Annotated in this window: 31 protein-coding genes, 1 tRNA gene and 1 pseudogene; 16 read left to right on the top strand and 17 right to left on the bottom strand. The window is 65.0% G+C overall.

All coding sequences use genetic code 11. The features are described from left to right. Positions 1–9: 9 nt before the first annotated feature. From WAW17_RS17810 to WAW17_RS17800, 3 genes are read right to left on the bottom strand one after another with little or no spacing between them, the layout of a single operon-like run. A complete protein-coding gene (locus tag WAW17_RS17810; protein WP_422334261.1) occupies positions 10–615 on the bottom strand; it encodes a methylated-DNA--[protein]-cysteine S-methyltransferase in 606 nt (201 codons plus the stop codon). After that, on the bottom strand, positions 612–1,103 hold the full coding sequence (locus WAW17_RS17805) for an RNA polymerase sigma factor (RefSeq protein WP_422334260.1): 492 nt from the start codon (positions 1,101–1,103) through the stop codon (positions 612–614). Before WAW17_RS17805 ends, WAW17_RS17810 begins: the two co-directional genes overlap by 4 nt. Then, the gene (locus tag WAW17_RS17800) at positions 1,094–1,606 is read right to left on the bottom strand and encodes a methylated-DNA--[protein]-cysteine S-methyltransferase (RefSeq protein ID WP_422334259.1); all 513 of its coding nucleotides are present in this window, start codon (positions 1,604–1,606) and stop codon (positions 1,094–1,096) included. The genes WAW17_RS17805 and WAW17_RS17800 overlap by 10 nt, the downstream gene beginning before the upstream one ends. A 188-nt stretch (positions 1,607–1,794) precedes the next feature. On the opposite strand from WAW17_RS17800, the gene WAW17_RS17795 reads away from it, so the two are divergent. After that, positions 1,795–2,382 carry a ribulose 1,5-bisphosphate carboxylase large subunit gene (locus WAW17_RS17795; protein ID WP_422334258.1) on the top strand — a complete coding sequence of 196 codons (588 nt, stop codon included), beginning with the start codon at positions 1,795–1,797 and terminating at the stop codon, positions 2,380–2,382. 3 nt (positions 2,383–2,385) lie between these two features. On the opposite strand, the gene WAW17_RS17790 is transcribed toward WAW17_RS17795, so the two are convergent. From WAW17_RS17790 to WAW17_RS17770, 5 genes are all read right to left on the bottom strand, one after another. Then, positions 2,386–3,123 (bottom strand): SDR family NAD(P)-dependent oxidoreductase, encoded by a 738-nt coding sequence (locus tag WAW17_RS17790; RefSeq protein WP_422334257.1) that lies wholly within the window; start codon positions 3,121–3,123, stop codon positions 2,386–2,388. After that, positions 3,120–4,145: a phosphotransferase family protein gene (locus tag WAW17_RS17785; protein WP_422334256.1), complete on the bottom strand. Its 1,026-nt coding sequence runs from the start codon at positions 4,143–4,145 to the stop codon at positions 3,120–3,122. Before WAW17_RS17785 ends, WAW17_RS17790 begins: the two co-directional genes overlap by 4 nt. After that, a complete protein-coding gene (locus WAW17_RS17780; protein WP_422334255.1) occupies positions 4,142–5,353 on the bottom strand; it encodes an acyl-CoA dehydrogenase family protein in 1,212 nt (403 codons plus the stop codon). The genes WAW17_RS17785 and WAW17_RS17780 overlap by 4 nt, the downstream gene beginning before the upstream one ends. A gap of 97 nt (positions 5,354–5,450) precedes the next feature. Beyond that, entirely contained in the window at positions 5,451–6,071 is a 621-nt protein-coding gene (locus WAW17_RS17775; RefSeq protein WP_422334254.1) for a TetR/AcrR family transcriptional regulator, read from the bottom strand. Positions 6,072–6,099: 28 nt separating this feature from the next. Then, a complete protein-coding gene (locus tag WAW17_RS17770; protein WP_422334253.1) occupies positions 6,100–7,227 on the bottom strand; it encodes an NDMA-dependent alcohol dehydrogenase in 1,128 nt (375 codons plus the stop codon). 289 nt (positions 7,228–7,516) lie between these two features. Between WAW17_RS17770 and WAW17_RS17765 the strand changes: the two genes are divergently transcribed. Beyond that, on the top strand, positions 7,517–7,984 hold the full coding sequence (locus WAW17_RS17765) for an SRPBCC family protein (RefSeq protein WP_422334252.1): 468 nt from the start codon (positions 7,517–7,519) through the stop codon (positions 7,982–7,984). Positions 7,985–7,999: 15 nt separating this feature from the next. Here WAW17_RS17765 and fabG read toward each other — a convergent pair whose 3' ends face one another. The 5 genes from fabG to WAW17_RS17740 all read right to left on the bottom strand — a co-directional run bounded on the left by fabG (position 8,000) and on the right by WAW17_RS17740 (position 12,385). Continuing rightward, positions 8,000–8,758, bottom strand: coding sequence for a 3-oxoacyl-ACP reductase FabG (gene fabG / locus WAW17_RS17760; RefSeq protein WP_422334251.1), 759 nt, complete (start codon positions 8,756–8,758; stop codon positions 8,000–8,002). Between the two features lie 71 nt (positions 8,759–8,829). Continuing rightward, complete coding sequence (locus WAW17_RS17755) at positions 8,830–9,639, bottom strand: SDR family oxidoreductase (protein ID WP_422334250.1); 810 nt, start codon at positions 9,637–9,639, stop codon at positions 8,830–8,832. Between the two features lie 67 nt (positions 9,640–9,706). After that, a complete protein-coding gene (locus tag WAW17_RS17750) occupies positions 9,707–10,396 on the bottom strand; it encodes a TetR/AcrR family transcriptional regulator (protein WP_422334249.1) in 690 nt (229 codons plus the stop codon). 45 nt (positions 10,397–10,441) lie between these two features. Further along, the gene (locus tag WAW17_RS17745) at positions 10,442–11,203 is read right to left on the bottom strand and encodes an SDR family NAD(P)-dependent oxidoreductase (RefSeq protein ID WP_422334248.1); all 762 of its coding nucleotides are present in this window, start codon (positions 11,201–11,203) and stop codon (positions 10,442–10,444) included. A 36-nt stretch (positions 11,204–11,239) separates the two neighbouring features. Continuing rightward, positions 11,240–12,385: an acyl-CoA dehydrogenase family protein gene (locus WAW17_RS17740; RefSeq protein ID WP_422334247.1), complete on the bottom strand. Its 1,146-nt coding sequence runs from the start codon at positions 12,383–12,385 to the stop codon at positions 11,240–11,242. Between the two features lie 127 nt (positions 12,386–12,512). Between WAW17_RS17740 and WAW17_RS17735 the strand changes: the two genes are divergently transcribed. The 11 genes from WAW17_RS17735 to WAW17_RS17685 all read left to right on the top strand — a co-directional run bounded on the left by WAW17_RS17735 (position 12,513) and on the right by WAW17_RS17685 (position 20,576). Beyond that, entirely contained in the window at positions 12,513–13,112 is a 600-nt protein-coding gene (locus WAW17_RS17735; RefSeq protein ID WP_422334246.1) for a TetR/AcrR family transcriptional regulator, read from the top strand. A gap of 85 nt (positions 13,113–13,197) precedes the next feature. Further along, positions 13,198–14,511, top strand: coding sequence for an HNH endonuclease (locus WAW17_RS17730; protein ID WP_422334245.1), 1,314 nt, complete (start codon positions 13,198–13,200; stop codon positions 14,509–14,511). A 66-nt stretch (positions 14,512–14,577) separates the two neighbouring features. Further along, the gene (locus tag WAW17_RS17725; protein ID WP_422334244.1) at positions 14,578–14,910 is read left to right on the top strand and encodes a hypothetical protein; all 333 of its coding nucleotides are present in this window, start codon (positions 14,578–14,580) and stop codon (positions 14,908–14,910) included. Continuing rightward, positions 14,907–15,488 (top strand): DUF3558 domain-containing protein, encoded by a 582-nt coding sequence (locus WAW17_RS17720; RefSeq protein WP_422334243.1) that lies wholly within the window; start codon positions 14,907–14,909, stop codon positions 15,486–15,488. The genes WAW17_RS17725 and WAW17_RS17720 overlap by 4 nt, the downstream gene beginning before the upstream one ends. Positions 15,489–15,629: 141 nt before the next feature. Next, positions 15,630–16,775 carry a hypothetical protein gene (locus WAW17_RS17715; protein WP_422334242.1) on the top strand — a complete coding sequence of 382 codons (1,146 nt, stop codon included), beginning with the start codon at positions 15,630–15,632 and terminating at the stop codon, positions 16,773–16,775. Next, entirely contained in the window at positions 16,772–17,521 is a 750-nt protein-coding gene (locus tag WAW17_RS17710; RefSeq protein WP_422334241.1) for an ESX secretion-associated protein EspG, read from the top strand. The genes WAW17_RS17715 and WAW17_RS17710 overlap by 4 nt, the downstream gene beginning before the upstream one ends. Positions 17,522–17,537: 16 nt before the next feature. Further along, positions 17,538–18,011, top strand: coding sequence for a DUF309 domain-containing protein (locus WAW17_RS17705; protein ID WP_422334240.1), 474 nt, complete (start codon positions 17,538–17,540; stop codon positions 18,009–18,011). Beyond that, positions 18,011–18,649 (top strand): LON peptidase substrate-binding domain-containing protein, encoded by a 639-nt coding sequence (locus WAW17_RS17700; protein ID WP_422334239.1) that lies wholly within the window; start codon positions 18,011–18,013, stop codon positions 18,647–18,649. The genes WAW17_RS17705 and WAW17_RS17700 overlap by 1 nt, the downstream gene beginning before the upstream one ends. Before the next feature lie 61 nt (positions 18,650–18,710). Beyond that, positions 18,711–18,787: transfer RNA gene (locus tag WAW17_RS17695), tRNA-Met, on the top strand. A gap of 86 nt (positions 18,788–18,873) precedes the next feature. Further along, the gene (locus WAW17_RS17690; protein WP_422334238.1) at positions 18,874–19,713 is read left to right on the top strand and encodes an alpha/beta hydrolase; all 840 of its coding nucleotides are present in this window, start codon (positions 18,874–18,876) and stop codon (positions 19,711–19,713) included. Positions 19,714–19,772: 59 nt separating this feature from the next. Next, complete coding sequence (locus WAW17_RS17685; RefSeq protein WP_422334237.1) at positions 19,773–20,576, top strand: transglutaminase-like domain-containing protein; 804 nt, start codon at positions 19,773–19,775, stop codon at positions 20,574–20,576. A 55-nt stretch (positions 20,577–20,631) separates the two neighbouring features. On the opposite strand, the gene WAW17_RS17680 is transcribed toward WAW17_RS17685, so the two are convergent. After that, entirely contained in the window at positions 20,632–21,603 is a 972-nt protein-coding gene (locus WAW17_RS17680) for an alpha/beta hydrolase (RefSeq protein WP_422334236.1), read from the bottom strand. Between the two features lie 151 nt (positions 21,604–21,754). On the opposite strand from WAW17_RS17680, the gene WAW17_RS17675 reads away from it, so the two are divergent. Continuing rightward, the gene (locus WAW17_RS17675; protein ID WP_422334235.1) at positions 21,755–22,942 is read left to right on the top strand and encodes an ROK family protein; all 1,188 of its coding nucleotides are present in this window, start codon (positions 21,755–21,757) and stop codon (positions 22,940–22,942) included. 2 nt (positions 22,943–22,944) lie between these two features. Here WAW17_RS17675 and catC read toward each other — a convergent pair whose 3' ends face one another. Genes catC through catA form a run of 3 tightly spaced genes read right to left on the bottom strand, consistent with a single transcriptional unit; the run spans position 22,945 to position 25,248 of the window. Further along, entirely contained in the window at positions 22,945–23,226 is a 282-nt protein-coding gene (gene catC / locus WAW17_RS17670; RefSeq protein WP_422334234.1) for a muconolactone Delta-isomerase, read from the bottom strand. A gap of 29 nt (positions 23,227–23,255) precedes the next feature. Further along, entirely contained in the window at positions 23,256–24,377 is a 1,122-nt protein-coding gene (locus tag WAW17_RS17665; RefSeq protein ID WP_422334233.1) for a muconate/chloromuconate family cycloisomerase, read from the bottom strand. 28 nt (positions 24,378–24,405) lie between these two features. Beyond that, on the bottom strand, positions 24,406–25,248 hold the full coding sequence (catA, locus tag WAW17_RS17660; RefSeq protein ID WP_422334232.1) for a catechol 1,2-dioxygenase: 843 nt from the start codon (positions 25,246–25,248) through the stop codon (positions 24,406–24,408). A 204-nt stretch (positions 25,249–25,452) separates the two neighbouring features. Here catA and WAW17_RS17655 point away from each other — a divergent pair, with 204 nt between their 5' ends. Both WAW17_RS17655 and WAW17_RS17650 read left to right on the top strand, forming a co-directional pair. Further along, positions 25,453–26,223, top strand: a complete 771-nt coding sequence (locus WAW17_RS17655; protein ID WP_422334231.1) for an IclR family transcriptional regulator domain-containing protein — start codon at positions 25,453–25,455, stop codon at positions 26,221–26,223. Between the two features lie 122 nt (positions 26,224–26,345). Further along, positions 26,346–26,534: pseudogene (locus tag WAW17_RS17650) on the top strand (glutamine synthetase); the annotation flags it as partial.

The raw sequence follows: 26,534 nt of genomic DNA, 5'->3' as shown, positions 1-26,534 counted from the left end.
GTCCGGCCGTCATGCCGCCGATTCCAACGTGAGCAGGAGGGATTTCGCCTCGGGGCCGCCCACGTACCGTCCCATCGCGCCGTCGCTGCGGATCACCCGGTGGCACGGCACAACTACCGGTAACGGGTTGGTGGCACACGCGGTGCCGACCGCACGAATTGCGCGCGGACTTCCCGTTACTTCCGCGATCGCGGCATAACTGGCCGTGTGGCCGTAGACGATCTCGGGAAGGTGGGACAGCACTTCACGTCGAAATCCCTTGGCGAGACGAAAGTCCAGGGGAACGTCGAATCGGATGCGCTCACCACGGAAATACTCGTCGATCTCGCGTGCCGTCTCGTCCAGTCTGGCCGGTGCGTGCAGTATCCGCGGGCTGATCCGATCGGCCAGTGCCTGCAGCACCGCGTCGTGTCCCTCCCGCTCGAACGCCACACGGACCACGCCCCGTTCTGTGGCCGCGAGCAGAAGCGGTCCCACGGGCGTCTCGACGATGCGGTATGCGACGTCGAGTACCCCGGCGGCGTCGGCGTCGACAACGAGGCGTTCACGCAGTCGCTGTTCGGTCTCCGGGTCGGGGGCAGACAACGGCCAGGCGATGTCCGGAATGGTGTTCATCGGGATTCTCCATTCACCGAGATCAAGTACGTCTTCCGTAGCGCCGCGATACCGTCGGCCGCTGCCCGCCTCGCCGCATCCGGGGAATTGCCCAGGATCTCGGCGACGTCGGCGTAGGGCAGGCCGGCGAGGTAGTGATAGGCCACCGCTGCCCGCTGCTTCATCGGCAGCGCACCCACCGCCTGCCACAATTCGACGTCGGAACTGCCCGGCACGCCACGGTTCGTGGTCCGCTCGGGAACGTCGTCCGTCGGCACGGCCCGCCGGTCGCGGGCCCGTATGTGGTCGAGAGCTTTCCGGTGCGCGATGGTCACCAGCCAGGCCTCGATATTGCTGCCCGGACGCAGATCGGGATATGCACGCATCGCAGCCAGGAATGTCTCGGACCACGCATCCTCCGCATCGACGGGGCCGACGACAGCCCGGCATACCCGCAGGACGGTGGGTCCGTGCGCGGCCACGACGTCCTCGAACGGTGTCAGCCGCATCGGCTCGGCCGGATTCCTGCCGTGGTGGCCTCACGGTCGAGGAGGAACCGCTTCCGTTCGAGCCCACCCGCATAGCCTGTGAGGCTGCCGTTGCTTCCGATCACCCGATGGCACGGGACGATGATGCTGACGGGGTTCCTGCCGTTCGCGGCCGCCACAGCGCGCACCGAAGTGGGGCTGCCGACGGCCTCCGCCAACTGCCGGTACGTCCACGTCTCGCCGTACGGGATGGTCTGCAGCGCCCCCCACACCCTCCGCTGAAACGGGGTACCGCGAAGAGCGAGGGCAACGGAGAAGTGGGTACGCTCGCCGTCGAAATACTCCACGAGCTGCCGTCGAGCCTCATCGAAACCTTCGGAATGGCGTGCACCGAACGTCCCGGGATCGGGCTGATGCCGATGCTCCGCCATGTAGATCCCGCTCAGAACCCCCTCGACGCTCACCAGCGTCAGCGGCCCGATCGGCGAATCGGTGACGGTGTGTGCTGCTCGTACGGCATTCACGGTGGCCATCCTTTCAGGTGTACGTGCTCTGAAAGGTAAACGTCCGCGCTCACCGGAACGTGAGATCGCGTCCCGTCATCGTCGCCGAATGTCACATTCGTTCACTTCGAGTGCACCGATGTCACATTCGGCGACGGCGGTTGGCGAACCGGGCCCGGCCTGTCGGCAACCTCGGGCAGGATGAACCAATGGCTCTCGTACCGTTCGCTCCCCGTGGCCTGGTCCGCACCGTCGCCGAAGTTGCGCGCTGGTCGATCGGGGCCACCGATCTCCTCATCTCGCTCCCCGGCCGGATCAGCATTCTCCTCGACCGGGTGGAAGTACTGATCGCTCGCATCGAGGAGATCAGCGAGAACGCCGAGACAGTGGTGTCCAGAGCGGATGCGGTGGCCGAGGGTGCCGCGATGGTCGTGATGAGCGCTGCCCGCACGTCCGAGACCGCGCAGAATCTCGTCGAACTCTACGAACCGCTGGCCGAGCGGGCGGCACCGGCCGCGAAACAATTCGTCGAGGACCTCTCCCAGCACGAGGTCCACGCAGCCATCGGGTTGGTCAACCACTTGCCCGAACTCACGCTCCGCATGGAGTCGTTGATGCCGATTCTCGCCACCATGGACACCGTCTCTCCCGAGATCCACCAGCTTCTCGAGGAGGTCAAAAATGTGCGAGCGGCAATCCAGGGCGTCCCCGGCTTCAACTTTTTACGCAAGCGTGGGGAGGAAAAGGCCGACGCCGACGCCGACACCGACGCGGACGCCGACGCGGACGCGGACTGACACCTACGCGCGGTATCCGTCCGTTCCGGCTCGGCCGACGACGATCTTCGGCACCACCGCACGCGACGACAGTCGGAGCAGCGAATCGACGAGTTCGACGATGTCTGCCACCTCGATCATCGTCTCGGGCGGGATCTTGTCGTGAATCCAGGCAGCCATGTCGGTGTCGACGTATGCCGGAGCGAGCGCTGTCGCGATGACACCGTTCCCCGACTCCTCCACGTTGAGAGTCTCGGCCAGCGAAATCAGTGCTGCCTTGGTGGCGCCGTAGACGGCCAGGCCTGCTTCGGCGTACACACCGGTGATGGACGCCAGTGCGATCACCTTGGCACCTCGGCCCGGATTCTCCGCCGCTCCCGACCGCAGGAGGGGCAGCGACTTCTGCAGAAGGACGAACGGGGCCTTGAGGTTGACGTCGATGCTCTTGTCGAAGCGCCGTGCCGGGTACTCCCCGATGCTTCCGGCCATACCCACTCCCGCGTTGAGGACCAGCGCAGTCATCGAACCGAACCGTTCGGAGTGAGCGTCGACGAGACGACCTGCCGACTCCTCGTCGGACAGGTCTCCGGCTACCACGACGACGTCCTTGGCGCCCGCCGCACGCAGGTCTGCAGCCACGACCTCGAGCCGCTCGGGATCGCGTGCATTGATCGTCAGCCCGTATCCCTGTTCTGCGAGTCGAGTGGAAATGCCGAGTCCGATTCCCCGGGACGCACCGGTGATCAGCGCCGTCCTGCTCACGCGGCCTGTCCTTTCAGTGCTCGCAGACCCGCCGCGACGAGCTCGGGCACCGAGTCGCCCGCCTTGTCGAAGCCCTCACCGACGGTGGCTCCTGCGAGGTACCTGTGGTGGATTCCCTGGGCGATCACGGCCAGCTTGAAGTTGGCCAGCGCCAGGTAGAAATTCCAGTTCGTGAGCTCGCGGCCGGACGCCACGGTGTAGCGCTGGGCAAGATCGTCGGCCGACGGCATACGCGGGCTCGTCCAGGCCGCCGCCTCACCGAGAACCTTGTCGAATGCCGGATCGCGGTACACACACATCAGTGCGACGTCGGTCAGCGGATCACCGAGAGTCGACAACTCCCAGTCCACCACTGCCGCCACCTTGCTCACGTCGCCGGACGCAAGGATCGTGTTGTCGATGCGGTAGTCACCGTGCACGATCGACGCTTCCGACTGTGCCGGAATGAGGTCCGCCAACGCGGCATGCAGGCGATCGACGTCGGTGGAATCTTCCGTCTTGACCCGGCTCCACTGACTCGCCCACAGCTTGACCTGGCGGGATACGTATCCGTCGGGGCGCCCGAACTCACCGAGCCCCACGGCCTTGTAATCCACGTTGTGGAGGGCACCGATCACACGTACCAATTCGGTGACGCACGAGTCGATCTCCTCATCCGAGAGTGCATCGAGTTCCGACTGCGTCCGGATGACCTGCCCGGACACATGCTCGACGACGGTGAAGGGAGCACCCATCACGCTGTTGTCCTCGCACAGCACCACGGTGGCGGCAACGGGAACTTCCGTGCCCTGCAGCGCCGACGTGATCCGGAATTCGCGGGCCACGTCGTGCGCCGAGGGTGTGAGCCCCGCGGTGGGCGGCCTTCGCAGCACCCACCGCGAGGAGTCGTCGAAGATGGCGTACGTGAGATTCGACTTGCCACCCGAGATCAGCTCGGCGCGCAGGTCACCTTGGAGCGGAACCCCTGTTTCGGTCAGAAACTTCTGCAGGGCAACGAGATCGAGCCCGCGATGTTCCGTCATGCGCCGGCCTCCCGCGCTGCCTTCTTCGCCGCTCCCACGACGCGCTTGGCGATGGCCCAGCGATGCACCTCGGATGGTCCGTCGTACACCCGGAACGGGCGGACCTCGCGGGACAGGCGGGCGAGCGGCAGGTCACCGGAGACGCCGAGACCACCACACATCTGGATCGAGCGGTCGACGATCCGGAAGATCGCCTCCGCGGCGTACGTCTTGGCGATGGAGGTGGAGTTGCTTGCGTGACCGCCCTGATCGAGTTCCCAGCAGGCGTGCGTGAGGAGGGCGCGGGTGGCGGCGATGTCGATCTCGTTGTCCGCAACCATCTTCTGGACCATGCCCAGATCGCCCAGCTTGCCGCCGAAACCCTCGCGCTGCGCGACGTGCGCGACAGCGACGTCGTGGCCGCGCCTCGCGGCCCCGAGCCAACGCATCACGTGGGTCATGCGGGCCGGACCCAGTCGGACCTGCGCGTAGGCGAAGCCCTGGTCCACCTCGCCGAGGACTCCGCTGTCGGGCACGAACAGGTCCTCGAAGAACACCTCGCAGTGGCCGCCGATCATCGCCTTGTCGAGGGTGTCGATGTGCCGGCCCACCTTCAGGCCGGGGGCGTCCGCGGGCGAGAGGAACATCGTCGCGCCGCCCCGGTCACCCGGATGTCCCGCGGTGCGGGCGAAGATGATGAAGAATCCGGCGCCGTCGGCTCCGGTGATGAAGTACTTGTGACCGTTGATCTTCCAGCCGCCGGACACCTTCTCGGCGCGGGTGGTCAGCGCCGACGGGTCGGATCCCGCGCCGGGCGCCGGTTCGGTCATGGCGAAGGCGGACCGCACGTCACCGTGCGCGAGGGGAGCGAGGAACTGCTCCTTCTGGTCGGCGCTGGCGATGTGCGCAAGCATGTGAACGTTGCCCTCGTCGGGCGCACCGATATTCAGCGCCGTGGGACCGAAGAGCGAGTAGCCCGCCTCTTCGAACACCGGCGCCCGGTCGGTCATGTTCAGCCCGTGTCCGCCGTACTCGATCGGGGCATGCGGGGCGAAGACACCGGCCTCCTTGGCGGCCTTCTGCAGTTCGACGCGCAGCGCGTCGCCGCCGGCGACGTTGATGTCACCGCCGTGCTCGTCCTCGATGGGCAGCACCACGTCACGGGTGAACGCCCTGGTCTTCTCGACCAGCGCCGTCACCTCGGGCGAATAGGACAAATCGATCGCCACAACTACCTCCAGTACATCGATCGCTCCGGTACCGACCGATCACTCGCTCGGTCGAAGTGGAGTCGACCATTCCACAGGAGTCCACGCGGGTCAAGGGTCAGTCGACGGCACCTACGGTGCTCCGGGCAATCACCAGGTAGCGCTCCACCAATTCGTCCGGAGACAGGGGGCCGTCCTCGCGGTACCAGGTGGACACCGCGACGCACATCGTGACGACCGCTCGACTTGCATCCTCGGGAAACGGAGTCCGGAACAGGCCGGCTGTCACACCCTCGCGCACGATGTCGTCGAGCATCTGCTGTTGCTCGTCGCGCAACGCGATGTACGCCTGCCTGCTCGTGGGCTCCATGCTCCGCGTCTCCCGAGACGCGACGAACGCCTGTTCACGGCGGTACATGTGGAACCGCAGCAGCGACTCCACCACCGCGTCGAACCGCTCCCCAGGTGTGGGGCCGGCCTCCTCGACCGCTGCGCGACTGCGGTCGAGGAGCTCGCGCATCACCGCATTGGTGAGCCCCACCAGCAGTGCCTGCTTGGACGGGTAGTGGTGGTACAGACCGGGAACCGACAGTCCCGCCCGTGACGCGATCTCACGGATCGACGCGCCGTCGTAGCCCTTCTCGACGAACGCCGCAAGGGCTGCCGAAAGAACCCTCGACAGCCCCTGGTCGGGGTACTCGCGCCAAGAAGTGCGGCGCTCGGCGCCCTCTACCGTCATGGGTCCTACGGTAGAGCGTGCCGGTGGATCAGTAGTCGTCGTCCGTGTACACGATCAGTCCGCGCAGGTTCTTTCCGTCGAGCATGTCCTGGTAACCCTCGTTGACCTGGTCGAGCCGGTAGGTCCTGGTCACCAACTCGTCCAGCTTGAGGGCGCCGCTGCGGTAGTGGTCGAGTAGTGCCGGAATCTGCGACCGCGGACCGACACCACCGAAGATCGCGCCCTGCAAGCGTTTCTGCAGCAGCGTCAGCTCGAAGAGACTGAGGGTGACCTGGGTGTCCATTGCACTTCCCATGCCGGTCACCACCACCTGACAGCCCTTGCCGGTGATACTCATCGCGGGCTGGATCATCTCGCCCTCGATCTCGCCGACGGTGATGATGGTGACGTCGGCCATCCTGCCCCAGGTGATTTCCCCGATCGTCGCCGCCGCTTCCTCGATGGACGCGAACGCGTGCGTGGCGCCGAACTCTTTGGCCTTCTGGCGCTTGAACTCCACCGGGTCGATGGCGACAACGAAGCGCGCTCCGGCGCTCACCGCACCCTGCACGGAGTTGATACCGACGCCGCCGACGCCGATGACCACCACCGTGTCACCCACCTTCGTTCCGCCGATCGCGGTGGCCGATCCCCACCCCGTCGAGACACCGCACCCCAGCAGTGCCGCCTTGTCGAGCGGTATGTCGTTCTCGATCTTGATGACGGATGCCTCGTTGACGGTCACATACGGCGCGAACGTGCCGAGAAGGCACATCTGCAGAACGGGCGCGCCGTCGAGGGTCACCCGGTAACCGCCGTCCGCGATCGCCTGACCGGTGAGCAATCCGGCGCCCATGTCGCAAATGTTCTGCAGCCCCTTCGCGCAGGAACGACACCGCCCGCACGCCGGGATGAACGCCAGCACGACGTGGTCGCCCTCCGCGAGGTTCGACACCCCGGGACCGACCTTGGTGACCACACCGGCACCCTCGTGCCCGCCGAGAACCGGGAAGGACGGCAGCGGTGTGGCGCCCGTGCGCAGGTGCTCGTCCGAATGGCACAACCCGGATGCCGCCAGCCGAATCTGCACTTCGCCGGCCACCGGATCTCCGAGGTCGATCTCCTCGATCTCCCACGGCATGCCTACGCCCTTGATCACTGCTGCTTTCGTCTTCACGCGCACTCCTCGATCAGATCCTCGCGCCCGCGAGGATGTCGCTGCGGTTCGGTGTGAGTACGGAGCGCCGATCGTCTGCGCACGTGTCGTGGCTCACACCCCCGGGGGCGAGTCTGCCGGAACCGCGTCGTCCCCGCAGCGGAATCGAGGTCACGATGTGCCGAGGGGCGGCGGGATGGCAGGTTCGAGTGATACCTGCCCTCTACCTTGATCACGTCACCGAGCGACTAGGGTTGAACAAGGTCGGCAGATCGACAGACTTCTCCCACAGAGAGCCAGGGACCATCCGATGATCCACGTCCGTCATTCCGCGATCACCGCCGTACCGATCGGCGTCGCGTTCGCGTACATCGACGATTACAGGACAGTTCCCGACTGGATGTTCGGCGTCTCGGAATTCTCTCCGATCGGCGAGTTCGATCAGGGACTCGGGTCGAGATTCAACGCTGCGATACGTATCGGACCGACCACTTTGCGGTCACGGCTCGAAGTGACCGAGTGGGAGCAGCACCGGGTGATCACGCTGGCATCACTCGATAGCGCCGCCAATTCCTCCACCTGGAGCTTCGCGGCGCTGGGCGCCGACAAGACCGAACTCAGCGTCGACTTCGCGTACAAGCTCCCCGCGGGTCTGGCCGGCAGGGCGCTCGGGCTCGTTGTCGAACCGTTCGTCGAAACGGCCGTCAAGAACACCGAGGACGTCCTGCGACGCAACCTCGAGGAGCTGCACGCGAAGAAGCAGAACGACGGCAGTTAGCAGTCGTTCCCGCGGTCAGTCCTTGGGTCCGCCTGCCACGTAGACCACCTGGCCGGAGACGAACCCGGCACCTTCGCTCACGAAGAACGACGCGGTGTGGGCGATGTCCTCCGGCTGACCGACTCGGTTCACCGGGATCTGGGCCGCGGAAGCCTTCTTGAAGTCCTCGAATCCGACACCCATGCGCTCGGCGGTGGCCGCGGTCATCTCGGTTTCGATGAAGCCCGGAGCGATGGCATTGGCGGTGACGCCGAACTTGCCCAGTTCGATCGCCAGGGTCTTGGTGAAGCCCTGCATGCCGGCCTTGGCCGCGGAGTAGTTGACCTGCCCCCGGTTACCGAGCGCGGACGTGCTCGACAGGTTCACGATACGGCCGAACTTTGCGTCCACCATATATTTCTGCACCGCGCGCGACATGAGGAATGCGCCGCGAAGATGGACGTTCACAACGGCGTCCCAGTCGTCTACGGACATCTTGAACAGCAAGTTGTCGCGGGTGATTCCGGCGTTGTTGATCAGAATCGTAGGGGCGCCCAATTCGGCGGCCACCCGCTCGACGGCCGCAGCCACCGACTCCTCGTCGGCAACGTTGGCGCCCACGCCCAGGGCCTCGCCGCCGGCCGCCTTGATGGCATCGACGGTTGCCGCACAGGCGGATTCGTCGAGGTCGAGTACCGCCACAGCGTGTCCGTCACTCGCCAGCCGCTTGGCGACGGCCGCGCCGATTCCTCGCGCCGACCCCGTGACGATGGCAGTTCTACGTTCCTGGCTCACTAGTTTCCTCCGTGCTCGTTGTTCTATGTAGTCGAACGGTATCGCGTGCTTCCCTCATCACCAACGGAGTGTCAGGACCGCTGGGCGAGGAGCGTTGCCTGGTAGCGTTGCATCCCGCGGATCCAACGGTCGTAATCAGCCCCCTTGTGCCGGTACATCTCGAGAACCTCGGGATGCGGCAGGATCAGGAATTGTTCCGTTTCGATTGCGGCAAGCACACATTCGGCCACCTCGGCCGGTTCCAGGACGGCACCCGCAGTCGTGACTGCCCGTGCGGCTGTCTCGGACAGTGCTGCGTCGTCGGCCAGAAGCTTGGTGTTCACACCCATGGGGCAGAGACAGCTGACGCGGATACCCTTGTCTCCGTAGGTGACCGAGAGCCATTCGGCGAATCCGACGGCCGCGTGCTTGGTCACCGAGTAGGGGGCGGACCCTATCTGCGTGAGCAGTCCGGCCGCAGAGGCGGTGCTGATGAAGTAGCCTTCCCCTCGTTCGATCCAGCCGGGGATCAACAGTCGGGCGGCGCGGATATGAGCGCGCACGTTCACGTCGAACGCGAGGTCCCACACTGCTTCGTCGGGCTCGAGGTCATTGCCGGCAGCGACTCCGGCATTCGCACAATATAGATCCACCGGCCCGAATTCTCGTTCCGCCGTCTCGATGAGGGCCGCGATCCGGGTTTCGTCCGAGACATCGGCGCCCACGGCGACGGCGGCACCCGGACGCGCTGCATTGATCCGATCCGCTACCGCGGCTGCCGAATTCTCGTCGAGGTCCGTCACGACCACCCGAGCACCTTCGGCTGCGAGCCGTTCGGAGAGTGCGCCACCTATTCCGCCTCCACCACCGGTGACGATGGCGACCTTCTGCGCACACTGCACGAGATACCTCCTAGGGGACGACTGGGGCCCCAGCCTTGCACGACAATAGCCGAATTCGGCGTCGGGTTCAGGTGACGTCGGGGAAGCGGAGTGCGTTCGCCCAGATTCGGGTAAGGGTGTACACGACGTCGTCGAATTCGGCCGGAGTGCCGTCGTTCTCGTTCGCCACGAACACGCTGTACGCGAGCCGGCTGACCATTCCCGACAAAGCCCGGGACGCCAGCATCGGGTCCAGCTTCTTGTCCGCGATGCCCCGAGCCTGCAGTTCCGCGATACCGCGCGCATTGCGGACGATGAAGGCTTCCGCACGTCGTCGTCGCAGGTCCGCGAACGCGGCGTCGATATGGGCGACCTGCTCGAGCAAGCCCATCAGTTTGGCGTTGCGACGGTACGCCTCCAGGTAGGCGCGGTTACTTGCCTCCAGCACCGCGTACGGGTCGTCGGTGTCCTGTACCCGCTGCATTCCCGGATGCATCATGTCTTCCTGCGCCACCTCGAGAACGGCAGCGAACACCTGCTCTTTGTTGTCGAAGTAGGTATAGAACGAACCCGTCGAGCAGTTCGCCTCTTTCGTGATGTCGGTGAGCCGGGCATCGAGGTAGCCCGAGCGTTCGAACACCGTGCGTGCAGCCGCCACCAGAGCGGCCCGCGTGCGGGCCCCCCGGACGGTGGCCGGGGGCTCCCGCAGCAGCTCGGTGGCCGCCATCGACGGGACAGCTTGATCGTCCCAGTCGTCATGGGCGGTACGGGTGGTCATTTCCTACTTATACGCCAGCACCGTCGCGACACCCAAGTGGACGCGTCAGGTGATCGTGATCCCGCCGTCCACGGCAATAGTCTGACCCGTGACGTACCCGGCAGCGTCCGAAGCCAGCCAGATAACGGTGGCGGCAAGCTCCTCGGGATCGCCGAGACGACCCAGAACCAGGCGCGGCTTCATCGAATCGAGGTAGCCCTCCCGGTACTGCGCCGTCATCTCGCTCTCGAAGAAACCCGGGGCTACGGCGTTCACCCGAATCCCCTTTCGCGCACCCCACTGCTGCGCGAGATCCCGCGTGAGCCCGATGACTCCCGCCTTGCTCGCGGCGTATGCGGCCTGCGGGAGACCCGCCGTCGTGAGGCCGAGAACACTGGAGATGTTCACGATCGAACTGCCCGGCTTCATCACCTTGCCTGCCGCCTGCGCCGCCCAGTAGGAACCGTTCAGGTTGATGTCGATGACCTGACGGAACTGCTCGGGCGTCTCACGTGTAGCGGGAACAGCGGTGCCGACACCGGCATTGTTGACGAGCACGTCGACGCGTCCGAACTTCTCCATCGCGGCGTCGATCATGTTCTGCGCCTGAGCCGGGTCTGCAACATCCGTCGCAACCGACAATGCTTCCCGGCCCGCCGCCCGCACGAGCGCGGCCGTCTCCTCGAGACGATCCGTGCGTCGCGCGGCGAGCACCACGTCGGCGCCGGCCTCCGCTGCCGCCTTCGCGAACGACACCCCGAGACCCGACGACGCGCCGGTCACGACGACCACCCGATCGGTCAGGCTGAACTTGTCGAGTACGGACATGGTGAGGTGACTCCTTCGTCGTCGGGGTGGTGCGGGTCAGAGACCGAGGTCGCGGCCGATCAGTTCCTTCATGATCTCGTTGGAGCCCGCCCAGATCTTGGTGACACGCGCATCCATCCATGCACGTGCAGCACGGTACTCGGTCATGAAGCCGTAGCCGCCGTGCAGTTGGACGCAGTGATCGAGAACCTCGTTCTGCACCTGCGCGGTCCACCACTTCGCCTTCGCAGCATCCACCGCGGTCAATTCGCCGTCGGCATGGGCGGCAACGCAGTTGTCCACGTACGCCTGGGTCACCTCCACGCGGGTGACGAGATCGGCAAGGAGGAATTTGTTCCACTGCAGCGAGCCGATGGGCTGGCCGAAGGCCTTGCGCTCCTTGGCGTACTGGATGGTCTCCTCGAGGATAGGCGCCGCATGCGCGATGTTCGAGACGGCGGCACCGACGCGTTCCTGTGGAAGCATCTCCATCATGTGGATGAATCCGCGGTCGATCTCACCGATGATGTTGGCCGACGGCACACGCACGTTCTCGAAGAACAGTTCCGCGGTGTCCGACTCGTGCTGGCCGACCTTGTCGAGCTTGCGGCCGCGTTCGAAGCCCTCCATACCCGTTTCGACGGCGAACAGGGTGATGCCCTTGGACTTCTTCTCCGGGCTGGTACGCGCCGCGACGATCACGAGGTCGGCGTTGTAGCCGTTGGTGATGAACGTCTTGGAACCGTTGATGATCCAGTCGTCGCCGTCCTTGACCGCAGTGGTCTTGAGCGAGGCGAGGTCGGAACCACCGGAGGGCTCGGTCATACCGATGGCGGTGAGCAGTTCACCGGTGCAGAACTTCGGCAGCCAGCGCTGCTTCTGCTCCTCTGTCGTGAGCTGTACGAGGTACGGCGCCACGACGTCGGCATGAATACCGAAGCTTGACGACACGGCAGCACTCGCCCGCGAAAGTTCTTCGGCGAGAACCGCATTAAAACGGTAGTCTCCGGCCTCGCTTCCGCCGTACGCTTCCGGGACCTCGAGGCCGAGAAAGCCTGCGCGCCCGGCTTCGAGCCAGATCTCGCGGTCGATGAAGCGCTGCTCAATCAGCTTCTCGGCCACCGGCGTGATGTTGCGGTTCACGAACTCACGGGCCGACTCGCGGAATGCCTCATGATCGGGGCCGTACAGGGTGCGTCGCATGACCGCTCCTTCTCGAATTCGAACTCGAAACTGGATTGTAAGCACTCGCTTATTTTCTAAGCAGTTGCTTATATTGAAGGTGCGGCGCGGTAATGTCAACCGCGACCAGCCGACGATGGAGACAGACATGAGCCAATCACCGAACCCGGTGATCAGCCCCTCCAAGGCTGCCGCCAGGATTCGCGCCGCCGCGGTCGACGCCTTCGCTGCCAGCGGCTACGGCGGCACCACCACCCGAGAGATCGCCTCGCGTCTCGACATGAGCCCGGCCGCGATGTATCCCCACTACCGATCCAAGGAAGAGCTGCTGTTCGCAATCAGCTTCGAGGGGCACACCGAGACACTCGAAGCCCTGACCGACGCAGATCTGCCCGACGAGGGGCCGTCCGTTCGCCTGCAAGCCCTCATTCACGCCTTCGCCATCTGGCAGGCCACCCACCACGCCCAGGCGCGTGTCGTTCAATACGAGCTCAACGCCCTCACGCCCGAGCACTACCGCGACGTCGTTACGTTGCGCCGCAAGATCACTCGACTCGTCCGGTCCGCTGTCGAAGCAGGGGTGACAACAGGCGAATTCACAGTACCGGACGCCGAAGGTGTCACGCTCGCACTCATGTCGCTCTGCGTCGACATCTGCCGCTGGTTCCCCGCCGGCGCCTACTCCGAGCCCGAGGTCGTCGCCGATCTCTACGCCGACCTCGCCATGCGCATGGTCGGTGCGGTGTAGTCACCTTCGCGAAAGTTCCCTGCCACCTTCACTGTTCGCCGATTCGGTCTTGCTTGTCGTACGAACGACGGTTAGACTAGAACACATGTTCGATCCGGGGGGATTCGACAGTCGGGGGGTCGGGGTGAATCTTGCGGAGATAGCCGCCGCCCTGCGGCAGTGGGATCGGGATCTCGACGATGCCGCTCGGATCGACGTGTTGGGCGCGCTGGAAGAAGTCAAGGCCGTGTGTGCGGCAACGCAGGCTCGGGTCACCGCGGATCTGAACACCTCGATCCGGGCGTCCAGGGCCGAATTGCCCATGGCGCAGCGAGGGCGTGGCATTGCCAACCAGGTGGCCTTGGCTCGACGGGACGCACCCTCCCGCGGCGACAAACATCTCGGATTCGCGATCGCGTTGGTCCACGAAATGCCCCACACCCTCGCCCGACTCGAAACCGGTGCCCTCAGCGAATGGCGGGCCACCCTGCTGGTGCAGGAAACCGCGTGCCTGACCCGCGAAGACCGCAGCACCGTCGATGCAGTCCTCTGTGCCGATCCGGCCACTCTGAACGGACTCGGCGATAACGCCATCAAAGCCAAAGCCAGAGCCGCCGCCGCCGACCTCGACGTCGAAGCCATGGTCCGCCGCGCCCGCAAAGCCGTCGGCGACCGGCATGTCGCATCCCGGCCCGCCCCCGACACCATGGCCTACGTCTCCGCCCTGCTGCCTGTCGCCCAGGGCGTCGCCGTCCACACCACCCTCGGCCGCGACGCCGACACCCTCGTGGCCGCCGGCGACGAACGCACCCGCGCCCAGATCATGGCCGACCTGCTCGTCGAACGCGTCACCGGACTCTCCGACGCCACCGCGATGCCCCCGATCACCGTGAACCTGGTGATCTCCGACCAAGCACTGCTCGGCGACGGCAGCGAACCCGCCCACGTTCAGGGCTACGGTCCGGTACCCACGGCCCTCGCGAAGCAATGGATCCGCAACGCCGCCGAGCAGTCGGAGACCGAGACGCTGCTGCGGCAGATCTACGCCAACCCGGACACGGGGGCGTTGACCGCCACCGAGTCCCGAGCCCGGATCTTCCCCAAGGGTCTGGCCCGGCTGATCGACCTGCGCGACCGCACCTGCCGAACCCCCTGGTGCGACGCCCCGATCCGCCACCACGACCACATCCACTCCCACGGATCCGGTGGCCGCACCACCGCCGACAACGGCGCCGGACTCTGCGCTGCCTGCAATTACGCGAAACAAGGCGCCGGCTGGACCGCCAGCGGACACCGAGAACCCGGCCAACTCCACGTGATGGTTATCCGCACACCCACCGGACACCGATATCGATCTACGGCACCACCACTACCGAAGCCACTGCCCTTCATCGAACCCACGAGCGGCAACGACGACTGACGCGCGGGTGCGGTAGCATTCCCGCACGCGACCGTGGGGGTCCAGTCGAACACCGGGGGAATCAGCATGACATTGCGTCTCGAGGATGATGCGATCGAGCGATGCGTGGGGATCTGCGACGCGATGATCGAGCAGCTGGACGACGCACTCAAGAAGACAAATCGGCTCCGTAAGGTCACGGGATTTGGCGGATTCGACTCTGCTCGGGAGCTCGAGAAGAAGTACAGCGAGAAGTTCAACGGCGCCGATGGCTCGGGATCGGTGGTCGATCGGCTGAAGCAGTTTCGGGACACTGTTGAACTGATGCGGGATACCTTTGCGTCCGGAGGCGAGGACTTCGCGGACGTTGATAGCGCAATCGGACGAGCACTCGGGTCGGTTCGAGAGGCAATTCTTTGAGAAGCACAGCGATTATTCGGATCGGAATCACGTTGACTGCGCTTGCATTGGCCGGCTGCAATACGGAGGCCCCGGGCGGGGTGACCGACCCTGTCGCTTCGTCGAACGCAACACGGGAACCCAGGTACGTCGACAAATCCGACCGCCCCCAGGTGACTTTCGATCCTTGTCTCGACTTGCCCGACGCCACGCTGGTCGAGGCCGGTTACGACCCGAAAAGCGAAGAGACTGCCGACTTCACTCCCGATTCGTACACCTTCCTCGGGTGTAGCTATGACACTCCGCAGCGGCTGTACGGCTTGAACGTTCTTTCCGGAAACATCTCGTTTGCAGAAGAACAGGAGAAGACGAAGGCATTTGCCGAAGCAATTGAAATCAACGGCCGTCGAGCACTGCTCGATTGGCAACCGGATGTGCGAGACGAGTGCTCAGTCTCGATGAAAACTGCATACGGCATTCTCATCGTGTCACGGATAATCCTGAAGGACTCCGCGGGACCCTCACCGGAATCCGAGTGGTGCGCTGGACTCGAGGACACCGCCCGTATCTTCGAACCATTCCTTCCGAAGGGGGAATAACCGATGCCTCCCGAGGATCGACTTGCCCCGTTGTTTGAAGCACTCCTGCCGAATGGACCAGGGGAACAACGCCGTACGACACTCCAAGAATCAGTTGAGAAGCTTGGAACGGACGACATCGATCCTCCGTACATCACCACGATGGAAAGCTTCGCGGGCCTCGCTCACGAAGAGATGTACGCAAAGACGCAGGAGATGGATCCCAGTGTCATCGGTGAGCTCGCACAGGCCTGTCACGCCATTGCCGCGTCACTTCCCATCGGGTTTGGATTCGCCCTTCTCCGCAGCACAATCGCCGAAAGTTGGCGCGGCACAGCAGCCGATGCAGCACTGGCAGCAACAAAGAGGCTCGCAGGGGCGAGTGATCAGCTAACCTCCGGGGTCCAGGCCATCGGCGTCAAACTCGACATACTGAGTAGCGCGGCGAGCGACGTCAAAGCCTCGATACCCCAACCCGCAGCGCCCCTGTCGGTCAGCCAGCTTCCATTGAGCCCACTCGCAACCGAATCATCCGAAACAGCACGTGAAGCGGCCCGACTCGAAGCTGTCCGGAAGCTCGAGGCGATTTACGTCCCCAACTATCGGGACGTCGGAACGAACGTGCCCCAACTCCCGGCACCTTATGTGCCATCGGGAAGTGGTGGCGGCCCCGACTCCTCCCCCTTCAGCTCGGTGACCGGCTCCGGCACACCCACTGGTGCGGGTGGCGATTCCACCGCCGCCACGGATACAGAATCCGTCGACGGCCAGAGCGGCGATGACGACTCAGCCGCTACCACCACGGCAGGTGCGGAAGGTGCTGCTGGACAGAGCACATCGGGATCGGCGGGTTCGCCGACACAGACTTCGGCCGCATCAGCGCAGAACGAATCCGGTCTCGGGTCGAGCAACGGCACTGGATCCGCTGCATTCGGCGGTTCGGGGACAGGGTCGGGCGGCTCGGGTTTCGGCGGCGCCGGATCACCCACCCGACGACGAAACGACAACGACAAGAAGAACTCCGACGCAACCAACCCCGTGGTCCCGGGCAGTCCCGTTCCACCCGGCGGCGCCGCAGCGGGGGCCGGTGCGGCAGCAGTAGCGACCGCGGCGACACCCGTCAGACCGAGCATGAGCCGCCCCGGAATGGGAATGGGGCCGACCATGATGGGAGCACCCGGCCGAGGCGCCGGCGGTACGGACAACGACACCGAACACCAGACACCCAGCTACCTGATCAACATCGACAACGGCAACGGGCTGATCGGCACCCTCGACCCGGTCGCGCCACCGGTCATCGGCGCATGAACTGGCAACTGACGTCAGCACAATTCATGTGTCTCTGGGAGGCAACTGATCTCGACCGCATGCCGTATCCCCTGCAACACCGGTCGGCAGCAGCAACCGATGAGGCATACTCGGTTCAGCAACAACGACTCGACGAATGGCGACGCACTCTCGCCGACCCGAAGCTCCTCGCCGCGGTCTCAGCACTGCGACACCCCCAACTCTCCGTCACGGTGTTCGCACCCTCGGACCACGACTCGGGAGTCCGCCGACGTGGCAGCGTCCGCGGCCCCGTCTGCGTCACCGCGGAGCAGGTGCCGAGCCACGACAGCAGAGGCGACATCCACATCCGAACGAACACAGCCTCCGACACCGAATGGCTCGCCCACCACCTCGTCAGAGACCTACCCGACTGCCCGCCCGGACGAACACCGTCACTGACAGCGCACCCCGACGAAGTCCACGAACGAACCAAACGCGTCACGGTGCTGCAGAACGCCCAATCGTCCGATGGAGTCCTGCTCCGCAGAATCGTCACTCGTCCCCGCACCGGAATCGGCTACATCTGCATCCGCGGGGCACGCAGCGGACTCGACGAGCCGGTGCTCGGCGAACTCACCTGGCTCGATGTGGCAGAGGACGGCCGATACCTCTACTACAGGGACCACAGTGTTCACCTGAGATCCGCAGGCAGCCGAACGCTCCGCGACGAAGTGACCACACGGATATCAGCCGGCGTCGCGGATGCTTCGCCGCGTCGCAGCTGAGCGTTACCCTGGATCCATGGCCGATCGGGACAGGGACGCGACAGGCAAACCGCTCAACGCACGACCCCGCGACGAACTCGGCCGCCCTCTACCGCACGACGCCGAAGGCGTGCCGCAAGTCCCCGACGACCTGCGACTTCCACCCGACGAATCGATTACCGAGGCCCAGCGGCTCCTCGATCACGGCATGCCCTTCCACGCCCATGAGGTCCTCGAAGGCACCTGGAGGATCGCCCCCGAAGAGGAGCGGCAATTGTGGCAAGGCCTCGCGCAACTGGCGGCGGCGCTCACCCACCTGATGCGTGGTAACAAGACCGGTGCACGATCGTTGCTACAGCAAGGCCACAACCGCATCCGACACTACGAGGTGGAGGCACCCCACGGACTCGACATCTCCGGCCTCCTCATGTGGTCCGAACACCTCACAGACGAGATCGATCGCGTCGACCCCCTGCCGGCGACGCCCATACCCCGATTGAGAATCCCCTGATGACACTGCTCCCCATGTTCCCGCTGGGCTCGGCGATGCTGCCCGGTCAACCGCTACCGCTGCGCGTCTTCGAACCCCGGTACCAGGAGCTGGTCCACGACTGCCTCGCCGCCCCCGACGGACCCCGGTTCGGTGTCGTCCTCATCGCACGCGGCCGCGAAGTGGGCGGCGGCGACGTCAGGCACGACGTGGGAACCATTGCCCGCATCGAATCGCATGCCGCGATCGGCGACGGACAGTACGAGTTGTTCTGCCGCACCGAAGAACGCATCAGGGTGTCGAAATGGTTACCCGACAATCCGTATCCGATCGCAGAGGTCGAACTGTGGCCCGATGAGAACACGGGGACCCAGACTGTCGACTACGAGTTCCCGGCTCTCGTCGAGCGCCTCGAATTCCTGTACGGCCTGCTCCGGCGGCTCGCATTGCAGACCGACAATCCCCCGCCCGAGGTACCGGTCGTTGCCGGTTTCCGCGGTTCGCTCGGCACCCGGCTCTACGAAATCGCGACGTACGTTCCGATGGGTGACGCCGACCGTCTCGACATCCTCGCTGCACCCGGCGCCGACGAACGCACCCGAGCGGTCTCGGAGGCCATCGAGAACTCAATCGAGATGGTGCAGTTCCGGCTGATGTAGTCCATCCCACAGCCGGGGTGGTCAAGGCGCCTCCCGAAAGGGTGTACTGTAAATAGTGCAACGCGGGGTGGAGCAGCTCGGTAGCTCGCTGGGCTCATAACCCAGAGGTCGCAGGTTCAAATCCTGTCCCCGCTACCAAGATGACCCGCAGTCAGCGAACTATTCGCAGGCTGCGGGTCATATTTTTCTGTCGGAGTGCTCGATGCGTGCGATGATCTGAAGTTATGCAACATCGAGAAGCATCGTTCGCCGGCGTGGGCGGAACACCCATCGTGTACGACGTATGGCTCCCCGAACGCCAACCTCGCGGTGTCCTGGTTCTGTGTCACGGTCTCGGCGAGCACGCACGACGCTACGACCATGTGATCGAACGACTCGGCGAACTCGACCTCGCGATCTACGCTCCCGATCATCGCGGGCACGGCAGGTCCGGCGGCAAACGAGTGCACCTGAAGGACTGGTCGGAATTCACCGACGACCTGCACCAACTGTTCGGTATCGCGACGACGGACTGGCCGGGTGCCGACCGTTACCTGCTCGGGCACAGCATGGGCGGGGCCATTGCGCTCACCTATGCACTCGACCACCAGCAAGACCTGAAGGCGCTCGTGCTGTCGGGACCTGCCGTCGACGTCACCAGTGGTACCCCGAGGATGGTGGTGGAGATCGGCAAGCTCGTGGGCCGATTCGCTCCGGGAGTGCCCGTCGAGACACTCGACGCGACCCTCATCTCCCGCGATCCCGAGGTGGTGTCCGCGTATCAGAACGATCCGCTCGTGCACCACGGGAAGGTCCCCGCAGGCATTGCCCGGGGCATGATCCTCGCCGCCGAGCGACTTGCGGAGCGGCTGCCGTCTCTGAGGATCCCCCTGTTGCTCCAGCATGGGCGCGAGGACGGACTCGCGAGCGTCCGCGGCACCGAACTCATCGCCGAGCACGTCGGTTCCGAGGACCTGACCGTCAAGATCTACGACGGTCTGTACCACGAGGTGTACAACGAGCCGGAGAAACAGCGGGTCCTCGACGACCTGGTGGAGTGGTTGCGCGTCCCGGTAGCGGGCTGACGGCGCAACCGCATCGGCCCGGCACTGCACCGCTGCGCCGGGGATGTCAGGATGGGCGCATGAAACGTCACGTCGCCGCCATTCTCGACATCGAGGTCACGGACGCCAGCAGTATGGAATTCCAGATCGCTGTGGCCGAAAATTCGGGCCTCGACGTGTCGGAGTCGTTGTCGTTCACCCTTGACGGACACCATCTCGAAGCACGGGAAGTTCTGGTCGACAACGGAACTCGTATCCATCTCCTCGAGGCACCGAAAGGGGCACTGCGGGTCGAGTATGCGGCAACCGTTGTGGGCAAGGCAGATTCACCGGTGGTGACGGACTACGACCTTTCGCAGTATCTACGGCCGAGCCGCTATGCCGAGTCCGACAAGTTCTTCGGCTTCACCGGAGGGGAGTTCAACCTCTCGAAGCCGCACCCGGAGCTGTTGCAGGACATCACGAGTTGGGTCAGGTCCCGGCTGTTGTATCAGCCGGGGTCGAGCAGGCCCACCGACAGTTCGGTGGACACGATGATGTCCGGCGCGGGGGTGTGTCGCGACTTCGCCCACCTGACCGTGGCGCTGCTGCGGGCGGTGACGATCCCGGCCAGACTGGTCGCCGTCTATGCTCCGGGGTGCGATCCGATGGACTTCCACGCCGTGGTCGAGGCATTCGTCGATTCCGAATGGCGGGTGGTCGACGCGACGCAACTGGCGCCGCGGCAATCACTGATTCGCATCGCCACCGGCCGTGACGCCGCCGACACCGCCTTCCTGGACAACCACGGAGGGGCCATCACGCTGCACAACACCGTGGTGACGGCCGTGGTCGACGGCGAGTTCCCATCCGACGACTATGTCACACCGACGTCGTTGGCGTGACGGAACAGCTTGGGTCCGAGACCTTTACAGCAAGGACCCGGCAGAGGCAGGCCTGTTATGCCGAGTGCCGTTTCGCTCCCGCGAGGGCGCGATCGGCGAACTCGACGGTCAGGCCGATGATCGTGCGACTCTCGCGCAACACCTCACCGATGACGGGAAACGCGTGCACCTGCCCGCTCCAGAGGTGAGTTTCGATGTGCCGTCCCGCATCTTCGAATCGCTCCGTGAGGATCTCGACATCCGGACGCATGATCTCGTACTCGGCAGCGGTGAGGAAGACCGGCGGAAACAGGGCCGGGTCGGCGTTCACCGGAGACTGCGCCCCGGGGATCTCGTGGGGGCCGGCCAGCCAACGGTCCTTGAGTTTGACCACCTGCGACATCGGCAGATAGGCGTCCCGCTCCATGAAGTGGGGGTCGTGCACTTCGAGGTCGAGGTTCAGAAGGGGCGAATATCCGATGACGGCTGCCGGGCGCGTGATGCCGCGCAATGCCGCGATCTCGGCCACCTTCATCGCCAGGTATCCACCCGCCGAATCACCCGCGACGATCACCTTCGTGCGGTCGTCGCACTCCCTCAAAATTTCGGTATATGCGGTCATGGCATCGATCAGTGACGCCCCGATCGCGGACTCCGGAAGCTGACGGTATTCGACCGACACCACCGGGGCACCCGTGCGTGCGGCAAGTAGTCCGCACAGCGCGCGGTGGGTGGCCAGACCACAGAACACGAATCCCCCACCGTGGAAGTAGAGGATCGTGGACCCGTCGAGGGAGCCTGTGGCCTGGTGCGGGTGGGTGATCCTCTCGCACGGCACTCCCCCGAGCGTGATCGTCTCGATCTCCACGCCTCGGGGTCTGGGGAGTCTGTCGACGAGCTCGTCGATGTAGTCGAGGAGTTCGATACCCCGATCCGTCATCGGCCATATCGTGAACAGCGGTTTGATGACGGCGCGCGCCAGGAAGAACACCAGTCGGGCTTGCCGACTGACATCCCAGTGCCATACGGTCGATTTTCGCGTTCGCATAATGTCCCCTCGGTCGCAGGATCGAACATCTGCCCCGTGGGACACGATAGGACGACCAACCGGCATGCGCAGCGATAACTGCAAGTCCGTGCCTCCAACGGGGCACCGGCTCGCGTTGTCGCCCCGCCCCCGAGTTGGTTGAATGGCCTGCATGCAGCCGCCACCCTCTCCGACGACACCGGCAACGGGTGGCGAAGTCTTCGCACTCATCAGAACCGGTCAGGCCACCACCCGAAGTGAGATCGGCCGGCTCACCGGGCTGTCGCGTACCGCCGTCGCCGCGCGGGTGGCGTCGCTGCAGGCCTCCGGGCTGGTGGTCGAACGAGAAGAGGGCGTCTCCACAGGTGGACGACCGCCGGTGAAGCTTTCGTTCCACGTGGGCGCCGGAATCGTCCTGTCGGCCGCGGTCGGGCGAAGCCGCACTCAGCTCGCGATCTGCGATCTGGCGGGCCACGTGCTCGTGGCGGAGGACGTCGAACAGGAGATCGGCACAAGTCCGGCAGAACTGATGCCCGTCATCGCGCAGCGCCTGATCGCATTGCGCCAGAGTCTCGGCGAGTCGGCGAGCCGGATCGTCGGCATCGGTATCAGCCTTCCCGGAACCGTCGACATCAGACGCGGATGCAGCCTGAACTCACCGATGATGTCGGGCTGGGACGGGGTTCCGCTTCAGCCGTTCCTGGCCGAGGTAGCGGACGCGCCGGTGTTCGTCGACAACGATGCCAACGTGATGGTCCTCGCAGAACGGCGCGGAGAGCGTCGTGGATTCGACGACATGCTCCTCATCAAGGCGTCCACCGGACTCGGCGCGGGTGTTGTCTGTGGTGGCGTCCTTCAGCGCGGCGCACTCGGCGCAGCCGGCGAGATCGGACATACGAAAACCGCAGCGGCACAAGGTGTGGTGTGCCGCTGCGGTGATGTGGGGTGCATCGAAGCGGTGGCCGGCGGGTGGGCGCTCGTACGCACCCTGCAGGAAGAGGGGCGCAGCGTCACCCATATCCGTGACGTGATCGCACTGGCGCTGTCCGGCGATGCCGCAGCCCGGCGGATGATCCGCGAGAGTGGGCGTCGGATCGGCGAAGTCCTCTCGGGGGCCGTCAATCTCCTCAACCCCGAAGTGGTGATCGTCGGCGGTGACATGGCACAGGCTTACGACACGTTCGTGGCGGGACTGCGGGAGACCCTCTACGGCAATGCGATTGCGGTAGCAACCCAGCAGCTACAGATACTTCCCTGGACGCACGGCGAACGCTCCGGAGTGGTAGGCAGCGCCACCATGGCCCTCGAGCACGTCCTCAGTGTCAGGGCCGTCGACCGGCTCCTTGCGCAACAGAAGTAGGCCTACTTGACGTCCGACCCGTGCTTGGTGAGCGCGGTGATCTCGAAGTCCATGTACGGGAACAACGGCAGATTCCAGAGAATCTCGTGGAGTTCATCCGCCGAGTCGACATCGAAAATGCTGATGTTGCTGTATTTTCCGACGACGCGCCAGATCTCGGGCCACTTCCCGGAACGCTGCAGTTCCTGTGAGTACGCCTTTTCCCGGGACACCGTCTCGGCTCGCACCTCCGGGTCGAGGTCGCGGGGAATGTTGACGTCCATCCGCACGTGAAAAAGTGCCATTCGGTGGTTCTCCTTGTTTCCCGAGGGAGTTAGTTCCGGGTCCAGGCTTTCACGGCGTCCATGTTCAGTTCCACTCCGAGCCCCGGCCCCTCGGGCAGATACACCTTGCCCTGACCGTACTTCAGCGGCTTCTGGAGCAGCTCTTCACTGAACAACAGGGGACCGAACAGTTCGGTGCCGAAGTTGATTCCCGGCTCCGCACAGGCGAAGTGGATCGACGCGGCCGTCCCGATCGGACCCTCGATGGAGGTGGCTCCGTGGCAGGCGATGCCGGCGGCCTTCGCGATGGCCACCACCTCGCGGCTGCGCTTGAGGCCACCGCATTTGGTGGTCTTCAGCGCGATGACGTCGGCGGCACCGCGCCGGGCCACCTCGAGGGCGTCGTGGGGGGTCTGCACGCTCTCGTCCGCCATCACCGGCACCGGCACCAGGCGGTTCAGCTCGGCCAGGACCTCGATCTGATCGGCGGGAGTGGGCTGCTCGATGAGTTCGACGCCACCCTCGACCAGTCGCGGCACGTACTTCAGCGCCGTGAGCCGGTCCCAGCGGGCGTTGACGTCGATACGGACACCGGCCTTGCCCTCGAGCGCCCGCGCGATCTGCACGACGCGCTGCGTGTCGACCTCGGGATCGAGTGCGCCCATCTTCAGTTTGAAGCTGTAGTTCATCTCCGCGTCGAGCTTGCCCAGCGCTTCTTCGATGATTTCTTCGGCGGGTGCGGCACCGAGCGCCCAGGTCACATCCACGCTGTCGCGGAAGGCGCCGCCGAGTAGCGTGTGCACGGGAACGCCCAGGCTGCGGGCCCAGGCGTCATGCAATGCCACATCGACGGCGGCCTTCGCGAAGCGGGCGTTGGCGACGATACGTTCGATGTCCTGAAGGATTCCGGTGATGTCGTCGACACTGCGCCCGAGCAGCAGCGGCGCGATGTAGCGGTCGATGATCGCCTGCATCGTTTCCACCGATTCGCCGCCCCACCATGGTCCGCCGGGGACGACGCCCTCGCCGTAACCGGTGATACCGCCGTCGGTCCTGACGGCGACCAACAGAAGTGGCTGCGCCGTCATCGAGGTGGTGGCGAACTTGTGGGGACGTACGAGAGGAACGTCGAGAATCGTCGTTTCGATGGAAACGATCGACAGGTCGGTCATCGATTCACCTTCTTTTCTGCGGAACGGTTCAGGCGGGATCGAGGACGAAGTTGTAGGTGACGTAGTTCTTGCCGTCGTCACCGGCCTTCGGATCGAGGATGAGCTCCGGCTTGGTCGCCGACGCGACGTCGCTGTCGATCCACTCGCCGCCCTTGAAGTACAGCTGCGTGGTCACCGACTCCTTGCCGGGCGCCGACACGATGAGGTGCAGGTGTGCCGGACGCCACGGGTGGCCGTTCTGCGCCTCGATGAACTGGCCGGTGGGGCCGTCGGTCGGGATCTTGTAAGGCGCGGGCTGGATCGTGGTGATCTCGTAGCGGCCCTCGTCGTCGGCGATGATGGTGCCGCGCAGGTTCCACTCCGGCAGGTGGGGGGCGAACTGCGAGTAGTAGCCGTCGTTGTCGGCGTGCCACAGTTCGACCTTCGCACCCGCGAGGCCGTTGCCCTCGAGATCGGTGACCTGACCGGAGAAGACGAGCGGGGTGATCTTCTTGTCTTCCTCACGCATCGGCAGGGTGCACTTGGACGGCAGTTCGGGCGAGCCCGCGATGTAGTACGGGCCCTCGATGCTGCCCTTGGTGCCCTTGCGGCTGCGGGCGAGCACCTCTTCGACGGAGTGCTCGATGAACACGTCGAGGAACAGCGGCCACTCGCCGCCCTCGCCGACGTCGATGAGCCACTGCTTGAAGACGCGGTACTCGGGGTAGGTGACACCGTGCGCGAGGATCACGTCGTTGAGCGCGCCGAGCGCGTCCTTGGCGATCGCCGCGAGACGCTCGGGCGAGGTGTCCGCGGTGACGCGCTCGGACTTGAACTTGTCGGTGGCAGCGGTACCGGAGCCGGCTGCGGTGGGAGTCTCGGTGGCGGTCATCATTTCTCCTTGGGCGACGAGGGGGCGGGAGGTTTCTCTTATCGAGGTTTCTGCCGACGCGGGGGCGGTTCTCGTGTCGAACGCCTTGCGGGGTGTACGCTGTGCGTACTATCATCCCGCTGTGCGTACGCATCTACTGTGCGCGCAGTCACATTGAAATGTCAACCCCACGTCCGAGCAGACCGAGCCCCGATGGAGACCGCCATGTCCGAGAACGACCGCGACTACATCCAGAGCATCGAACGGGGCTTCGCGGTTCTACTCGCCTTCGACGCTCAGCGCCCCAACCCCACGCTCGCCGAACTTGCTGTGGAGACGAACCTCTCCCGCCCGGCCGTGCGCCGCATCCTGCTCACCCTGCAGAGGCTCGGTTACGTCACCGGGTCGAACGGCCGCTGGTCGCTCACTCCGCGCGTCCTCAGCATCGGCCAGCACTACTCGGAGTCGCATGCGCTGGTCGAGGCCGCGATGCCCCGACTCCTCGAGGTCGCAGACAAAACCCAGGAGTCCGCCTCTCTCGGGGTGCTCGACGGTCCTGACGTGGTGTACGCCGCACGCGTACCGGTGCGACGGATCATGAGCATCAACGTGTCGGTCGGTACGCGCGTCCCCGCCTACGCCACCTCGATGGGGCGCGCGCTGCTGGCCTGGGCGCCCGACGACACGGTCGAGCGTGTGATCGCGGAATCCACGTTCGAGAAGCTGGGGCCCGAGACCATCGGCAGCGCACCCGAACTGAAGGCGACACTGCGCGAGGTTCGGCAGCAGGGCTACGCCCTGACGTCGGAAGAGCTCGAGAAGGGACTCATCTCGCTCGCGGCTCCGGTACGAGATGCGGCAGGCGCCGTCGTCGGCGTCGTGGCCTGCTCGACATCGTCCGCCCGCAACACGCCCGAACAGTTCCGGGAGCAAGCGGTGCCGTGTGTGCTCGCCGCGGCGGCAGCGCTCAGCTCGGACATGGGATTTTCCGGCTGACCGCGACATTCGGCCGAAACTCGCCCCCGTGAAGTAGGGTCGGTCCTGTGGCGTCGACCCACCCCACCAGCCGTCTCGACGATCCGAGGCCCCGCGACTGCGTCGTGGGCTCGATCGTGGACATGGCCGGAATCGCCCGGGCCAAAACGGTTCCCCTGCGCAAACTGCACTCGTTCATCGAGTCTGGAGCGGGTGCGTCACCGAGTTGGAATGTGTTTTGCATCGACGACCACCTCTCGTTCACCCCGTCCCACACGGTCACGGGCGACCTCCGGCTTCGGATCGAACGCGACCGCGTGCGTCATCTCGGG

Origin of the sequence: Rhodococcus sp. (in: high G+C Gram-positive bacteria), from assembly GCF_049286785.1 — a bacterium.
GTDB lineage: Bacteria > Actinomycetota > Actinomycetes > Mycobacteriales > Mycobacteriaceae > Rhodococcus_F.
This window is presented reverse-complemented; position numbering and strand designations above follow the sequence as displayed.

Excerpts from the sequence above, each read along its gene's own strand:
- WAW17_RS17810 (WP_422334261.1), bottom strand. The coding sequence starts at position 615 with ATGAACACCATTCCGGACATCGCCTGGCCGTTGTCTGCCCCCGACCCG.
- WAW17_RS17665 (WP_422334233.1), bottom strand. The coding sequence starts at position 24,377 with ATGACCGACCTGTCGATCGTTTCCATCGAAACGACGATTCTCGACGTT.
- WAW17_RS17705 (WP_422334240.1), top strand. The coding sequence starts at position 17,538 with ATGGCCGATCGGGACAGGGACGCGACAGGCAAACCGCTCAACGCACGA.
- WAW17_RS17690 (WP_422334238.1), top strand. The coding sequence starts at position 18,874 with ATGCAACATCGAGAAGCATCGTTCGCCGGCGTGGGCGGAACACCCATC.
- WAW17_RS17765 (WP_422334252.1), top strand. The coding sequence starts at position 7,517 with ATGATCCACGTCCGTCATTCCGCGATCACCGCCGTACCGATCGGCGTC.
- WAW17_RS17740 (WP_422334247.1), bottom strand. The coding sequence starts at position 12,385 with ATGCGACGCACCCTGTACGGCCCCGATCATGAGGCATTCCGCGAGTCG.
- WAW17_RS17710 (WP_422334241.1), top strand. The coding sequence starts at position 16,772 with ATGAACTGGCAACTGACGTCAGCACAATTCATGTGTCTCTGGGAGGCA.
- WAW17_RS17700 (WP_422334239.1), top strand. The coding sequence starts at position 18,011 with ATGACACTGCTCCCCATGTTCCCGCTGGGCTCGGCGATGCTGCCCGGT.
- catA (WP_422334232.1), bottom strand. The coding sequence starts at position 25,248 with ATGACCGCCACCGAGACTCCCACCGCAGCCGGCTCCGGTACCGCTGCC.
- WAW17_RS17775 (WP_422334254.1), bottom strand. The coding sequence starts at position 6,071 with ATGACGGTAGAGGGCGCCGAGCGCCGCACTTCTTGGCGCGAGTACCCC.
- WAW17_RS17735 (WP_422334246.1), top strand. The coding sequence starts at position 12,513 with ATGAGCCAATCACCGAACCCGGTGATCAGCCCCTCCAAGGCTGCCGCC.
- WAW17_RS17680 (WP_422334236.1), bottom strand. The coding sequence starts at position 21,603 with ATGCGAACGCGAAAATCGACCGTATGGCACTGGGATGTCAGTCGGCAA.
- WAW17_RS17795 (WP_422334258.1), top strand. The coding sequence starts at position 1,795 with ATGGCTCTCGTACCGTTCGCTCCCCGTGGCCTGGTCCGCACCGTCGCC.
- WAW17_RS17685 (WP_422334237.1), top strand. The coding sequence starts at position 19,773 with ATGAAACGTCACGTCGCCGCCATTCTCGACATCGAGGTCACGGACGCC.
- WAW17_RS17715 (WP_422334242.1), top strand. The coding sequence starts at position 15,630 with ATGGAAAGCTTCGCGGGCCTCGCTCACGAAGAGATGTACGCAAAGACG.
- WAW17_RS17785 (WP_422334256.1), bottom strand. The coding sequence starts at position 4,145 with ATGACGGAACATCGCGGGCTCGATCTCGTTGCCCTGCAGAAGTTTCTG.
- WAW17_RS17745 (WP_422334248.1), bottom strand. The coding sequence starts at position 11,203 with ATGTCCGTACTCGACAAGTTCAGCCTGACCGATCGGGTGGTCGTCGTG.
- WAW17_RS17675 (WP_422334235.1), top strand. The coding sequence starts at position 21,755 with ATGCAGCCGCCACCCTCTCCGACGACACCGGCAACGGGTGGCGAAGTC.
- WAW17_RS17655 (WP_422334231.1), top strand. The coding sequence starts at position 25,453 with ATGTCCGAGAACGACCGCGACTACATCCAGAGCATCGAACGGGGCTTC.
- catC (WP_422334234.1), bottom strand. The coding sequence starts at position 23,226 with ATGGCACTTTTTCACGTGCGGATGGACGTCAACATTCCCCGCGACCTC.
- WAW17_RS17725 (WP_422334244.1), top strand. The coding sequence starts at position 14,578 with ATGACATTGCGTCTCGAGGATGATGCGATCGAGCGATGCGTGGGGATC.
- WAW17_RS17750 (WP_422334249.1), bottom strand. The coding sequence starts at position 10,396 with ATGACCACCCGTACCGCCCATGACGACTGGGACGATCAAGCTGTCCCG.
- WAW17_RS17805 (WP_422334260.1), bottom strand. The coding sequence starts at position 1,103 with ATGCGGCTGACACCGTTCGAGGACGTCGTGGCCGCGCACGGACCCACC.
- WAW17_RS17730 (WP_422334245.1), top strand. The coding sequence starts at position 13,198 with ATGTTCGATCCGGGGGGATTCGACAGTCGGGGGGTCGGGGTGAATCTT.